The sequence below is a fragment of the Salicola sp. AFF1 genome (assembly GCF_056783195.1).
The window spans coordinates 1-12,741 of the sequence record NZ_JBXAYL010000039.1; the positions used below are offsets into that span (position 1 = coordinate 1).

Below are 12,741 nucleotides of genomic sequence, written 5' to 3' on the forward strand. Positions count from 1 at the left end.
CATGAGCCGTATACGTGGTCCGTATGTACGGTTCTGTGAGAGGGATGAGGCGGAGACGCCTCACCCTACTCGATATGCTCACCCGGTAAGCCATTATCCGTTATCGGTAAAATCCATAATAAGTAGGCCGTAAATGGGTTAAAGCGATAACTTCCGCCTGTTATCCTTTTAGTCAATCGTGCTATTGGAAAACAGGTGCATATTCCTGATGACACTATCATCAAGCAACTCACCCCTGACGGATGAACAGGCCCGCCAGCTCAACGAGGTACTCGGCGCGCTGGAAGGCCACCAGGTGGACTGGCTTGCCGGCTATCTCGCCGGCTGGCGCGCGGCTCAGGTCGGGCAGCCCTCTGCTGGCGGCGCAGCGGCGCCCAGCGCTGAAGCCCCGTCCCTGACGGTGCTCTACGGCTCCCAGACCGGCAACGCCGAGGGCGTGGCTGAGATGCTCGGCGAGCAGGCCAGCGCCCGAGGCATCAAGGCCACGGTGGTGGATATGGCGGACTACAAGGCCCGTCAGCTCAAAAGCGAGACCTTCGTGGCCGTGCTTGCCTCCACCCATGGCGAAGGGGATCCGCCGGACGGCGCCCTGGATTTCCATGAATTCCTCCACAGCCGCAAGGCCCCTGGCCTTAAGGGCGTGCATTACGGTGTGCTGGCACTGGGTGATACCAGCTATGAGCACTTCTGCCAGACGGGCAAGGATTTTGATGCCCGCTTTGCGGAGCTGGGCGCTACCCAGCTGGTGGAGCGGGTGGATTGCGACGTTGATTACGACGACCCGGCGGAGGCCTGGGTGGCGGCCATGCTGGATGCCATCGAGGCTAAGGCCGGAGCTGGCGTTTCCGCTGGCAGCGGCCAGGGCACGGCGGGCGCCCCCGGCAAGTCCCAGTACGACCGCAAGAACCCCTTCCCGGCACCGGTGCTCGAAAACCTGGTGCTCAATGGTCGCGGTTCCAACAAAGAGACACGCCATATCGAGCTGTCCCTGGAGGATTCCGGGCTGACCTACAGGCCTGGCGATGCGGTAGGGATCTACCCTCAGAACAATCCGTCGCTGGTGGCTGCCATTATCGAGAAACTGGGGCTGGATCCGGAAGAGACAGTCTCCCTTGGCGAGACCCAGACGAGCCTTTCCAAGGCCCTGCAGCACTATCGCGAGATCACGGTGCTGACCAAGCCGCTGATGGAGCAGTGGGCCGCTTACAGTGGGGATCCGGAGCTCCAGAAACTGGTCGATGATGCATCGGCACTGAACGAGTGGATGCGTGGCCGGGATCTTCTGGATCTGATCGAGGCCTGGCCGGTGGCAGGCGTGGGCGGCGATACCCTCACGGGCATGCTGCGCAAGCTGCCGCCGCGGCTCTATTCAATAGCCTCGAGCCAGGCAGCGGTCGAGGATGAGGTCCACATGACAGTGGCGTCGGTGCGCTATGAGTCGCACAACCGGGAACGCGAAGGGGTGGCGTCCACCTGGTTGGCGGACCGGCTGGAAGACGATGCCACCGTGCCGGTCTACATCGATCCCAACAAGAACTTCAAGTTGCCGGACGATGATGACGCGCCCATTATTATGATTGGGCCGGGGACTGGCGTGGCGCCCTTCCGGGCTTTCCTGCAGGAACGTGAAGAACGCGGTGCGAATGGCCGCAACTGGCTGTTCTTTGGGGAGCAGCACTTCCGCGCTGACTTCCTTTACCAGAGCGAATGGCTGGCCTGGCGCCGGCAGGGGCTGCTGGAGCACATTACTGTCGCCTTCTCCCGGGATCAGGCGGAAAAGGTCTATGTGCAGGACCGGATCCGGGACTGCGCCACTGAGCTCTGGAGCTGGCTCCAGGATGGCGCCTACATCTATGTGTGTGGGGATGCCGACGCCATGGCGCCGGATGTGAACGAGGCCCTGATCGACATGATTGCCCACGAGGGCAACAAGAGCCGTGATGAGGCCACCGAATACCTGCGGGATCTTGCCCGCGAGAAACGTTACCAACGGGATGTGTACTGATGGCCGATAAACTCCCAGAAGCCGAGATCATCAAGCGCGAAAGCCGCTACCTGCGGGGCACCATTGAGGAGAGCCTGGCGGATGAGGCCACGGGGGCCATCGCAGAAGCGGACACCAAGCTGACCAAGTTCCACGGCAGCTACCAGCAGGACGACCGCGACGTGCGCGACGAGCGCCGCAAGCAGAAGCTGGAACCGCTGTACATGCATATGGTGCGCCTGCGCCTGCCCGGCGGTGTGCTCACCCCAACCCAGTGGCTGGGCCTGGATGAGGTGGCCGATGAGTGCGCCAACCACACGCTGAGGCTGACCACGCGCCAGACGTTCCAGTTCCACGGCGTGTTCAAGGACAAGATGCGCACGCTCATGCAGCGGGTGAACGCCCTGGGCATCGACTCCAAGGGCGCCTGCGGCGATGTGAACCGGAACGTGGTCTCCAACGTGAACCCGCACGAGTCACAGCTGCACGCGGAGATCCATCGCCTGTCCACCGAGATCAGCGAGCGGTTGATGTGGCGCTCCGGTGCCTACGCCGAAATCTGGCTGGGCGAGGAGTGCGTTCATCGCGTGGGCGAAGAGGAAGAGCCCTTCTACAGCTACTACTACCTGCCGCGTAAGTTCAAGATCGCGCTGGCGGTGCCGCCGGAGAACGACGCGGACGTGTTCGCCAACGACATTGGGCTGATCGCCATCGTTGAGGGCGGTGAGCTGCGTGGCTTCAACATCGCCGTTGGTGGCGGCATGGGCACCACTTACGGGGAACCGGAAACCTACCCGCGTCTTGGCAGCGTGGCAGGTTTTGTGCCGGCGGATCAGGCGGCGGATGCCTGCGTGGCGATCACTGCGATCCAGCGTGATCACGGCATGCGCACCAACCGGTCCCACGCGCGCTTCAAGTACACCATTGATGACCATGGTCTGGATTGGCTCCGCGAGAAGTTCACTGAGTACCACGGTCAACCGATGGAGGAAGCGCGCCCCTATGAGTTCGAGCATAACGGCGACCGCTTTGGCTGGGTTGAAGGCGAGGACGGCAACAGTCATCTGACCGTGCATATCGACAGCGGCCGGATCGCGGACTGGGACGGTTACCCGCTGCGTACCGGTCTGCGTGAAATTGCCAGGGTGCACACGGGCGAGTTCCGGGTGACCTGCAACCAGAACCTGGTGATTGCCAACGTGACGCCGGAACAGAAGGACCGCATTCAGGCGCTGGTGGACCAGTACGGGCTGCGTGACGGCACGAAGGCAACGCCATTGGCCCGCAATGCCATGTCCTGCGTGGCCTTCCCGACCTGTGCGCTGGCCATGGCGGAGTCCGAGCGCTATCTGCCGACGCTGGTGGAGAAGCTGGATGCGCTCATGGCCAAGCATGGCCTCTCGGATCAGGCGGTCAACGTGCGAGTGACCGGCTGCCCCAATGGTTGTGCGCGGCCCTATCTGGGTGAAATCGGTCTCACCGGTAAGGCCCTGGGCAAGTACAACCTGTACCTGGGCGCGGACCATAAGGGTGAGCGCATGAACCGGCTCTACCGTGAGAACATTGATGAGGAGACCATTCTGTGGATCCTGGATCCGATGCTGGAGCGGTATGCGGCTGAGCGGGAGTCCGGCGAGTACTTCGGGGATTTCCTGGTGCGTGCGGGAATCGTCGAGGCGGAGCGGACGCCGGCTATGTTCCATGAGGCGTTGGCTGCGGAGTAGCCGTTCATAGCTCCCGGAGGGTGTGGTGGTGCTCTCCGGGAATCGCTATGAATCCATCCCTGGACGCTGCGCGGTTGCCATCCCTGGCAACCGAGCTTCCCGGATAGAACCCCCATCCCCTCCTCTCCAGACGCCTTCCTGGAGATCCATCATCGATAGAGCTATGCGTAGGCAATAAAAAACCCGGCTCGAAGGCCGGGTTTTCTGTTTCAGGCTGCCGGAGTGGTTACTTCGGCTGCTTGACGGTACGCAGATAAGGCTTGTGCGTGGTGTAGCCTTCCGGGTACTTCTTCTGCGCTTCGTCGTCACTGACGGTCGGCGGGATGATGACGTCGTCGCCGTCCTGCCAGTTCACCGGTGTGGCAACGGTTTCCTTGGCGGTCAGCTGGCAGGAGTCCAGCAGGCGCAGCACTTCATCAAAGTTGCGGCCGGAGGTCATGGGGTAGGTGAGCATGGCCTTGATCTTCTTGTCCGGCCCGATGATGAACACAGAGCGCACGGTGGCATTGTCGGCCGGTGTACGGCCTTCGGCTTCCGCTTCTTCATCCGCGGGCAGCATGTCGTACTTCTGCGCTACGTTCAGGTCGGTGTCGCCGATCATCGGGTAGTTGGGCGCTGTGCCCTGGGTTTCCTCAATGTCCTTGGCCCAGCTGTCGTGGTTGTCCACAGGATCCACCGACAGGCCGATGATCTTGGTATTGCGCTTGTCGAATTCCGGCTTCAGCTTGGCCATGTAGCCCAGCTCGGTGGTGCACACCGGCGTGAAGTCTTTGGGGTGCGAGAACATGATGGCCCAGTTGTCGCCGATCCACTCGTGGAAGTTGATCGTGCCTTCGGTGGTCTGGGCCGTGAAATCCGGTGCTGTCTGTCCAATTCTGAGACTCATGGGTTCTCCTCCTTATGGGGGACTGGATCGATGCTCTTCAGGGTATATACAAAGGTGTTTTTATCAAAATGGGTTTTATGGATAAGGTTATGCGGTTCCCGTTATGGTCCGGGGGCCTTGCACCGCGATGGGTCGCCGCGTATTTCTGACCTTATCAGGGTAGACTACACGTTACCTATGATCGCTGAATACATACTTCAAGGAGGGAGTCGGTTATGGAAGGGAATACTCCTGTCGAGCGGAATGATGACCGTGGAAGGTCGATCGCCACCGGTATGGCGTTCAAACCGGTTGCGGCGAAGGTGCGTATCACTGAATGTCACGCGGCTTCTGGTGGGGCTTGAATGAAACTCGCCTTTATTGATCTTGAAACGACGGGGGGAAGCGCCTCGGGGGATCGCATTACCGAGGTGGGGTTGCGCTTGTGGGAGGATGGCGTGGTCCTGGAGGACTGGCAGACGCTGGTGAACCCGGAGCAGACCATCCCGCCCTACATCGAGTCGTTAACGGGCATTACCAATGCCATGGTCGCCGATGCGCCGCGCTTTGAGGCGATTGCCGAGACCTTCCGCGGGAAGGTGGGGGAGGCGGTGTTCGTGGCGCATAATGCCCGCTTTGATTACGGCTTCATCAAGGCGGAATTCCGGCGGCTGGGCAAGGCGTTTGCGGCACCGGTGCTGTGTACGGTCAAACTTTCCCGCCAGCTTTACCCGCAACACCGGCGCCACAATATGGATGCCCTGATTGAGCGCCATGGGCTTGAGCCGGGGCCGCGCCATCGTGCCATGGGCGATGTTGAGTCCATGTTCCAGTTCTTTGAGTGCGTTCGGTCCGAGCATGGGGTGGACCCGGTTGAGCAGGCCGTCCAGTCACTGTTGAAGCGCCCCAGTGTTCCCTCCCATCTCTCGCCGGATATTCTGGACGAGCTGCCCGATACACCGGGTGTATACCGTTTCTATGGCGAGAATGATGTCCTGTTGTACGTGGGCAAGAGTACTCATATTCGCCAGCGTGTGGCTTCGCATTTTTCCGGGGATCACAACAGCAGCCGGGGCGTGCAGCTTTCCCAGAGCATGCGGCGGGTGGACTGGACCGAGACAGCGGGCGAGCTGGGAGCGCTGCTGCTGGAACTGCACCAGATCAAGACGCTCAAGCCGCTGTATAACCGGCGTTCGCGGGCGGCCAAGCGGCTGGTGAGCATCGCGCTGGTGGAAACCGACGTGGGGTATCTCGGTGCGGAGCTGAGCTGGCGGATTGATCCGTCAAACCTGGGGCAGTATCACGGCCTGTTCCGGTCCAAGAAGGATGCGCAGAAGGCGCTCCAGGGCATTGCCCAGAAAAATGAGCTGTGTAACCGGCTGCTGGGGCTTGAGAGCGGGCCGGGGCCGTGCTTCCAGCGGCGGTTGGGCCGGTGTCATGGTGCCTGCGAGGGTGTGGAGGGTGTGACCCGGTATAATCTGCGTACCCGGATTGCGTTCCACAGTCTGCAGCTCACAACCTGGCCCTGGGAGGGGGCGATCGGTGTTGTGGAGGAGAATGAGGCCATGGGTAGAACGGATATCCATGTGCTTTACAATTGGGCGCATCTTGCGACGGTTCACAGTGAGGCGGAGCTGTATGAGCTGGAGCCGGGGCGTGAGGCTCTGGCGTTTGATCTGGATTCGTACAAGCTCTTGGTGAAGTACGTGATGGCGCCTTCGCATCGGTTGCGGGTTATTGAGTGCCCTTGGGTGCCTCGACCTGAGGTTGTTTGGCCTTCCGTGGATCAGGACTGATGAGCTGTTGCCGGGAGGGCAGGTGATACTGCTTACCGGGAATCGCTATGAATCCATCCATGGACGCTGCGCGGTCGCCATCCCTGGCGACCGAGCTTCCCGGTAAGCAGTACCACCTCCCCTCCGTCGAGCGTCCTGCTGTACGCCGTTAGCACCAAATTTCTTGAAACAAGAGCTGATCGAATGAGTAATTCCTCCGTCAACCGAGCCACCTTCGATGACGTCATGGTTCCTACCTACGCCCCCGGCAATGTGATCCCGGTGAACGGAGAGGGTGCCCGTGTCTGGGATCAGGAGGGGCACGAGTACATCGACCTGGCTGGAGGGATTGCGGTGACGGCGCTGGGGCATTCCCACCCGGGCGTGATGGCGGCGCTTCAGGAGCAGGCGGCGAAGATCTGGCACGTGAGTAACGTGATGACCAATGAGCCGGCGCTTAAGCTGGGGCAGTATCTGTGTGAGCACACCTTTGCCGAAAGGGTGTTCTTTGCGAATTCCGGCGCTGAGGCCAATGAGGCGGCGTTCAAGCTGGCGCGGCGTTACAGCTGGGATCATCACGGTGATGGCCGGCATGAGATCATTGCCTTTGATGGCAGTTTCCATGGGCGGACGCTGTTCACCGTGGCGGTTGGTGGGCAGCCGAAGTACCTCGCTGGTTTCCGGCCGGGGCCGGAGGGGATCCGGCATGCCCGGTTCAACGATGCGGCCTCTGTTAAGGAACAGATCTCGGATAGGACCTGTGCCATCGTGGTGGAGCCGGTTCAGGGTGAGGGCGGTGTGCGCCCGGCGGGTTATGGGTTTCTGCGTGAGCTGCGTCGGATCTGTGATGACAACGGGCTGTTGCTGATTTTTGATGAGGTCCAGTGTGGGGTAGGGCGAACGGGGCGGCTCTACGCCTATCAGGACTACCATGTGGAGCCGGACATCCTGACCACCGCCAAGGCCCTGGGGAATGGGTTTCCGGTTTCAGCCATGCTGACCCGGGCGGCCATTGCGGCAAGCTTCACAGTGGGCACCCACGGCACCACCTACGGCGGGAATCCGCTGGCCTGCGCCGTCGCCCGCCGGGTACTGGAGCTGGTCAACACCAGCGAGGTGCTGGATGGAGTGGCCAAGCGCCAGCAGCGGCTGTCTGAGTGGCTGGAAGCCATGGCCGAGGAAACTGGCCTATTCCGTGATGTGCGGGGCCGTGGCTTGTTGATGGGGGCGGAGCTGGCCGAGCCTTACAGCAACGACACCAAGACCTTTGTCTCGGCAGCGCTGGAGGCGGGAGTGCTGGTGCTGGTGGCGGGCGGCACGGTGCTGCGTTTCGCGCCGCCGCTCAACATCCCAATGCCGGACCTGGAGGAGGCATTGGGTCGCCTGGAAGGGGCCTGGAAAGCGCTCAGCTAGCGGCATCCTCGTCGGCGCGCTTGGCCCGGCGGCGTTGTTCGATCACTTCCGAGGCTTCAGCGCCCACATGGGCCTCCCCCCGCTCCCTGGCCAGACGGATCTGGCGTTCACGTTCGGCAAAGCGCGCCATCTGTTCCTCGGTCAAAGAGTCGTAGCACTTGGGGCAGCTGATTCCCTTCTGGTACTTGGGTGACTGCTTGTCGTCTTCTGTGATGGGGCGCCGGCAGGCATGGCACTGATCGTACTGGCCGCGCTCCAGGTTCTGGTTGACCGCCACCCGCTCATCGAACACAAAGCATTCCCCGTTCCACAGTGACTGCTCCTCCGGCATCTCCTCAAAGTAACGCAGGATGCCGCCCTCCAGGTGGTAGACTTCTTCAAAGCCCTGCTCCTTGAGGTAGGCCGTGGACTTCTCGCAGCGGATGCCCCCGGTGCAGAACATCGCGATCTTGCGGTGCTTCCGCGGGTCCAGGTGTTTCTCGGCGTATTCCGGGAACTCGCGGAAGGCCTCGGTGCTCGGGTTGATGGCATTCCTGAAGCTTCCCACCTCCACCTCGTACTCGTTACGGGTGTCGATCACGGTCACTTCCGGATCCTGCAGCAGCTGGTTCCATTCATGGGGCTTCACGTAGGTACCAGCGGATTGTTTCGGGTCGATGCCTTCAACGCCCATGGTGACGATCTCGCGCTTGAGCTTCACCTTGGTGCGGTTGAACGGCTGGATGTCGCTTTCGGAATCCTTGTAGTCGATGCCATCAAAGCGCGAATCCTCGGCCAGGCGCGCCTTGAGCGCGGCAATCGCCTCGTGGGAACCGGCCACGGTGCCGTTGATGCCTTCGTGGGCCAACAACAGAGTGCCGCGGATACCGTGCTCCAGCAGGAACTGGCGTAGGGGTTCGCGTAACTGCTCATAATCGTCCAGGCGCACGAACCGGTAAAGTGCGCAGACGGCGTAGGTCGTCATCGGATTGTCCTCCGTTGCGGGCTGGAACGTAAAACCAGGGCAATGGTGAGTCCGGGATTGTACCCAATGTGCTTCACCGTATGCCATCGAAGCGGTATTCTGGCCGGCTACAACAAAAGCTGGCGGCATAAGAGCAGAGTCTTGCGTCCTATTCATCCCAAGTATTATTACCGGCGTTTCCTTCATCCACGCTATTGGCCCACATGGCTCATGATCGGGGTCCTGAGACTGCTTGCTTTCCTGCCTTTGCCGGTGTTGCAGGTGCTGGGGCGAGGCCTGGGCTGGTTGAGTTACCTGGTGGGTATGGAGCGGCGGCGTATTGCTCGTACCAACATTTCACTGTGCTTTCCGGAGCTGTCGGCCCGGGAGCAGGAAAAGCTGGTACGCGAGAGCATCATCGCCACCACCAAGGGCTATGTTGAGAGCCCCAAGGCCTGGTGGGGGAACATGAAGCCCCACATCGAGAGGCTAGAGGTGTACGGCAAGGAGCACCTTGAGGAGGCCCGGCGCCGCGGCAAGGGCATACTGATGCTGGGAGGGCACTTCAGCATACTGGATTTTGCCGGCCCCTTTGCGGATGCCGTATTTGATTTCAACCACATGTACCGACCCAACAACAACCCCCTGTTTGATGCGGTCATCGAGCGCAACCGACGCAAGTTCAGCGGTGCCGCCTTTGACAAGCGCCAGATGCGGGAGATGATCCACTTCATCCAGGAGGGCAATATCGTCTGGTATGGTTGTGACCAGGATTTCGGGCCCCGCTACAGCGTCTTTGCGCCCTTCTTCGGGGTTCAGGCCGCGACGCTGACAACACCCGCCTGGATCGCTCGCCAGACCGGCGCAACGGTTCTGTTCCTGAGCCAGTTCCGGGAGGGCAATGGCGTTTACAGCGTGCATTTTTCCGAGATCTTTGAGGATTACCCCTCGGAGGATGAGGTGGCGAACGCAACCCGCCTCAACAACGAGATCGAGAAGATGGTCCGGCGTTACCCGGAGCAGTATCTCTGGGTTCACCGGCGCTTCAAGACTCGGCCGAAGGGTGAGCCGAGCCTGTATCCGCCGAAGAAAAAGACATTCATGAAGAAGCTGCGAAAGATGATGCGGGGCTGAACGGCTCCCGCGCAGCAACTGAACAACCAGGAGCCGCGCAATGGCACGAACCGTTTTCTGCCGCAAGTACCAGCAAGAGATGGAAGGCCTGGATTTCGCGCCGCTGCCGGGCGAAAAGGGCCAGGACATCTACAACAATATCTCCAAGCAGGCATGGGAGGAGTGGCAGGCCCGCCAGACCCGCCTGATCAACGAGAAGCACCTCAACATGCTGGACCCCAAGGCGCGGGGATACCTCCAGCAGCAGATGGAGGCGTTTTTCAACAATGAGGCCTCTGACGAGGCTGATGGCTTCGTTCCGCCAGAAGATTGAACGGATTTGAGGGCCAGCCCTTGACGCTGGCGCTTCAAATCGGTTTAATAACGCTCCGTTGGCCCGGATAGCTCAGTCGGTAGAGCAGTGGATTGAAAATCCTCGTGTCGGTGGTTCGATTCCGCCTCCGGGCACCAAGAATATCAGATACTTAGCCCGCCTCGTGCGGGCTTCGTTGTTTCTGGCCATCTACATTTCATCCACGCCGCCAAAGCTTACCGTTGTACCTCAACAGCGTTTTTTATTCTCGGCAGTTGGGGCAAATATTCTCCCGGCAGAAGCTGATCGCTCTTAGCCTACATTCCGTGGAAGCACAATGTGTGGCCGTTTTGACCTGTACAAGCCGGGTAGACTGTTACTGAAGCTTGGTTTGATTCAGGAATCTTCTTTTTCAGATGATGCCTTGCTCTGGCTTACGCGGCCATAAACAAACACGCCTACCAAGGCGACGAGATCAATACCACCGATAATACTGGCTGCCAGTTCCCGGTCATTAAGACCCAGGATAAGCGCTACCGCCAACGCGGAAACCCCTATCGTAAGGCCGAACCGCTGACCTCGACGGTCAAGCGCGATCTGTCCCTGCAGGGCGTTGGATTCTACATGGTGGCGGTGTTCCTGTTCCTTCTCGGCCATCGTAACGATGCGCTGCGGTGCATCCGGAAGGATTTCCCCGTATTGCTGGAGAACCTGCGGAGGGGGAAGGGGACCGCTGACGGTCATCCTCTGAAGGAGAATCTGTGATTCCTGAGAGTCCCGGCCGGAACGTTCCAGGAGCTCCTGAAGCTGTTCCTGTTCTTCAGGCGTCAGCTCCTGAGAAGGGGCTGAGGTTTGAGCCGGATCAGGCGCGGACTCCGTTTCTGCGGGCGTGCTTTCCTGATCCCTGCTCATCGTAACGCTCCTGTGCTTTGCGGATGTACGAACCTACTGTCGCCCAATCGCCGCCAATCTTTTCGGCATCTGACCTGGAATCGATCATCGATCGGTAGTCGGTTCCCGGCAAAACGTTCATGACGGAACCGATCGCAGCCAGGAAGCCGAACTTCTTCGTTTTCGTGCTCATGCGCACCTCCCTGAGGTGTATGTCGCCGGGTGATTGCTGAAGCCCCGGCTTTCCTGAAATAGTACCGCTGACCGGGTTCAGCGACAACGTTTGAGACGCAGTCATCCACACGCACTCCGAGCGGTCAACCCTCTGCCGGGCTCAACAGGTGTCCACGAAGTGTCAACATTACAGTGGCTCTGAGGTGGACCCATTCGTCTGGACAGCTTGAGGGCCTTGCTAAGCTATGACCCGTCGGTTTTGATGACTCAAGCTGCCATCGCCATTGGTTGATCGTAGTAGACCTCATCCGGGGTCTGATAGGCCAGTCCCTGGTGAGGCCGGTGCTGGTTGTACCAGTGGAAGTAGCGGGTCAGCGCCTGACGCAGCTCTTTTCCGTCGCCGAATGCTTTGAGGTAGACGCACTCGTATTTGACGTTACGCCAGAGCCGTTCCACGAAGATATTGTCCTGGTAGCAGCCTTTTCCGTCCATGCTGATACGCACGTCGTGGCTTTTGAGGACATCTGTGAAAGCGTCACTGGTGAACTGCACGCCCTGATCCGTGTTGAAGATCTCGGGCGTGCCATGGCGCTGCAGCGCCTCCTCCAGTGCCTCAACGCAGAAGTCCGCGTCCATGGTATTGGACACTCGCCAGGCCAGCGCCTTGCGCGTGTGCCAGTCCATGATGGTGACCAGGTACATGAACCCTCGGGCCATCGGCACGTAGGTCAGATCTGCAGCCCAAACCTGATTGGGGCGGTCGATGGTCAACCCCTTTAGCAGGTAGGGGTAAATCGTGTGCCCCTTGCCCCCAGACTGGTTCTGGGTCGCGGATAGACCGCCTGCAGTCCCATGGTGCGCATCAGCGTTTGAACCCGCTTGCGGTTCACTGAGTGGCCATCACGGCGTAGCGTCACCGCCATTCGGCGTGAGCCATAGAACGGTGTGTGCAGATACTGCTCGTCGATCGCACGCATCAGATCAAGATCCTGCTGGCTCCGTGGCTGTGGCCGGTAATACACCGACGAGCGGCTCACGCTGAGCAGCTCGCACTGGCGCTTGATGCTGAGATCGGGATTACCAGACTCGATCATCGCCAATCGCCGTTGACGCCTTACTGATCGAGCTTGCGCGACAAAAAATCGCGCTCCACCGTCAGCCGGCCAATCTCGCGATACAACTGGTCCGTGTCTGGTTCATCACCACCTTTGCGGGGTTTGTTCTGTTTGCTGTCGAACAGCTCCGAGGCGTTGTCCTGGAGCTCGCGCTTCCAGGTGCTGACCATGGTAGGGTGGACCTCGAACCGGGCGGCAATCTCAGAGGTGGTCTCTTCCCCCTTGAGGGCAGCCAGAGCGACCTTGGACTTGAATGCCGGGCTGTATTGCTTGCGTTTCTTGCTCATGATTCGCCTCCTGTGGAGATGGTGAATCATAGCTTAGTGGCCTGTCCAAAATTCCGGGTCCACCTCATCATTTGGATTATTGCCACAGTGGCGTTTTCAATCCCCCTCATGCTTGCTGGCAGTTTAGTCGTCCTGGGGGTTTAT

The 12,741-nt window shown here is 60.1% G+C and carries 10 protein-coding genes, 1 tRNA gene and 1 pseudogene; 7 read left to right on the forward strand and 5 right to left on the reverse strand.

What is annotated here, in order from left to right; translation table 11 throughout:
* The first annotated feature begins 208 nt into the window (after positions 1-208).
* Together AC1RQI_RS15525 and cysI are read left to right on the forward strand one after the other, a co-directional pair.
* Complete coding sequence (locus AC1RQI_RS15525) at positions 209-2,005, forward strand: assimilatory sulfite reductase (NADPH) flavoprotein subunit (protein WP_416633438.1); 1,797 nt, start codon at positions 209-211, stop codon at positions 2,003-2,005.
* Complete coding sequence (gene cysI / locus AC1RQI_RS15530; RefSeq protein ID WP_481905529.1) at positions 2,005-3,708, forward strand: assimilatory sulfite reductase (NADPH) hemoprotein subunit; 1,704 nt, start codon at positions 2,005-2,007, stop codon at positions 3,706-3,708. Before AC1RQI_RS15525 ends, cysI begins: the two co-directional genes overlap by 1 nt.
* A 226-nt stretch (positions 3,709-3,934) precedes the next feature.
* On the opposite strand, the gene AC1RQI_RS15535 is transcribed toward cysI, so the two are convergent.
* Positions 3,935-4,594, reverse strand: coding sequence for a peroxiredoxin (locus tag AC1RQI_RS15535; RefSeq protein ID WP_481905530.1), 660 nt, complete (start codon positions 4,592-4,594; stop codon positions 3,935-3,937).
* A 344-nt stretch (positions 4,595-4,938) separates the two neighbouring features.
* Between AC1RQI_RS15535 and AC1RQI_RS15540 the strand changes: the two genes are divergently transcribed.
* Together AC1RQI_RS15540 and AC1RQI_RS15545 are read left to right on the forward strand one after the other, a co-directional pair.
* Positions 4,939-6,369 carry an exonuclease domain-containing protein gene (locus AC1RQI_RS15540; RefSeq protein ID WP_481905531.1) on the forward strand — a complete coding sequence of 477 codons (1,431 nt, stop codon included), beginning with the start codon at positions 4,939-4,941 and terminating at the stop codon, positions 6,367-6,369.
* A gap of 183 nt (positions 6,370-6,552) precedes the next feature.
* Positions 6,553-7,761, forward strand: coding sequence for an acetylornithine/succinyldiaminopimelate transaminase (locus AC1RQI_RS15545; protein ID WP_481905532.1), 1,209 nt, complete (start codon positions 6,553-6,555; stop codon positions 7,759-7,761).
* Here AC1RQI_RS15545 and trhO read toward each other — a convergent pair.
* Positions 7,754-8,725, reverse strand: a complete 972-nt coding sequence (trhO, locus tag AC1RQI_RS15550) for an oxygen-dependent tRNA uridine(34) hydroxylase TrhO (protein WP_416633443.1) — start codon at positions 8,723-8,725, stop codon at positions 7,754-7,756. The genes AC1RQI_RS15545 and trhO overlap by 8 nt on opposite strands.
* A 141-nt stretch (positions 8,726-8,866) precedes the next feature.
* On the opposite strand from trhO, the gene AC1RQI_RS15555 reads away from it, so the two are divergent.
* The 3 genes from AC1RQI_RS15555 to AC1RQI_RS15565 all read left to right on the forward strand — a co-directional run bounded on the left by AC1RQI_RS15555 (position 8,867) and on the right by AC1RQI_RS15565 (position 10,288).
* Positions 8,867-9,838, forward strand: coding sequence for an LpxL/LpxP family acyltransferase (locus AC1RQI_RS15555; protein ID WP_481905533.1), 972 nt, complete (start codon positions 8,867-8,869; stop codon positions 9,836-9,838).
* A gap of 40 nt (positions 9,839-9,878) precedes the next feature.
* Positions 9,879-10,151 (forward strand): oxidative damage protection protein, encoded by a 273-nt coding sequence (locus tag AC1RQI_RS15560; protein WP_481905534.1) that lies wholly within the window; start codon positions 9,879-9,881, stop codon positions 10,149-10,151.
* Between the two features lie 61 nt (positions 10,152-10,212).
* Positions 10,213-10,288: transfer RNA gene (locus AC1RQI_RS15565), tRNA-Phe, on the forward strand.
* Between the two features lie 238 nt (positions 10,289-10,526).
* Here AC1RQI_RS15565 and AC1RQI_RS15570 read toward each other — a convergent pair.
* The 3 genes and pseudogenes from AC1RQI_RS15570 to AC1RQI_RS15580 form a co-directional block, all read right to left on the reverse strand.
* Positions 10,527-11,042 carry a DUF2335 domain-containing protein gene (locus tag AC1RQI_RS15570; RefSeq protein ID WP_481905535.1) on the reverse strand — a complete coding sequence of 172 codons (516 nt, stop codon included), beginning with the start codon at positions 11,040-11,042 and terminating at the stop codon, positions 10,527-10,529.
* On the reverse strand, positions 10,993-11,319 hold the full coding sequence (locus AC1RQI_RS15575) for a hypothetical protein (RefSeq protein WP_481905536.1): 327 nt from the start codon (positions 11,317-11,319) through the stop codon (positions 10,993-10,995). The genes AC1RQI_RS15570 and AC1RQI_RS15575 overlap by 50 nt, the downstream gene beginning before the upstream one ends.
* 143 nt (positions 11,320-11,462) lie before the next feature.
* Positions 11,463-12,597 (reverse strand): annotated as a pseudogene (locus tag AC1RQI_RS15580) (IS3 family transposase).
* Positions 12,598-12,741: the final 144 nt, after the last annotated feature.

Excerpts from the sequence above, each read along its gene's own strand:
- AC1RQI_RS15525 (WP_416633438.1), top strand. The coding sequence starts at position 209 with ATGACACTATCATCAAGCAACTCACCCCTGACGGATGAACAGGCCCGC.
- cysI (WP_481905529.1), top strand. The coding sequence starts at position 2,005 with ATGGCCGATAAACTCCCAGAAGCCGAGATCATCAAGCGCGAAAGCCGC.
- AC1RQI_RS15535 (WP_481905530.1), bottom strand. The coding sequence starts at position 4,594 with ATGAGTCTCAGAATTGGACAGACAGCACCGGATTTCACGGCCCAGACC.
- trhO (WP_416633443.1), bottom strand. The coding sequence starts at position 8,725 with ATGACGACCTACGCCGTCTGCGCACTTTACCGGTTCGTGCGCCTGGAC.
- AC1RQI_RS15570 (WP_481905535.1), bottom strand. The coding sequence starts at position 11,042 with ATGAGCAGGGATCAGGAAAGCACGCCCGCAGAAACGGAGTCCGCGCCT.
- AC1RQI_RS15575 (WP_481905536.1), bottom strand. The coding sequence starts at position 11,319 with ATGACTGCGTCTCAAACGTTGTCGCTGAACCCGGTCAGCGGTACTATT.
- AC1RQI_RS15560 (WP_481905534.1), top strand. The coding sequence starts at position 9,879 with ATGGCACGAACCGTTTTCTGCCGCAAGTACCAGCAAGAGATGGAAGGC.
- AC1RQI_RS15540 (WP_481905531.1), top strand. The coding sequence starts at position 4,939 with ATGAAACTCGCCTTTATTGATCTTGAAACGACGGGGGGAAGCGCCTCG.
- AC1RQI_RS15545 (WP_481905532.1), top strand. The coding sequence starts at position 6,553 with ATGAGTAATTCCTCCGTCAACCGAGCCACCTTCGATGACGTCATGGTT.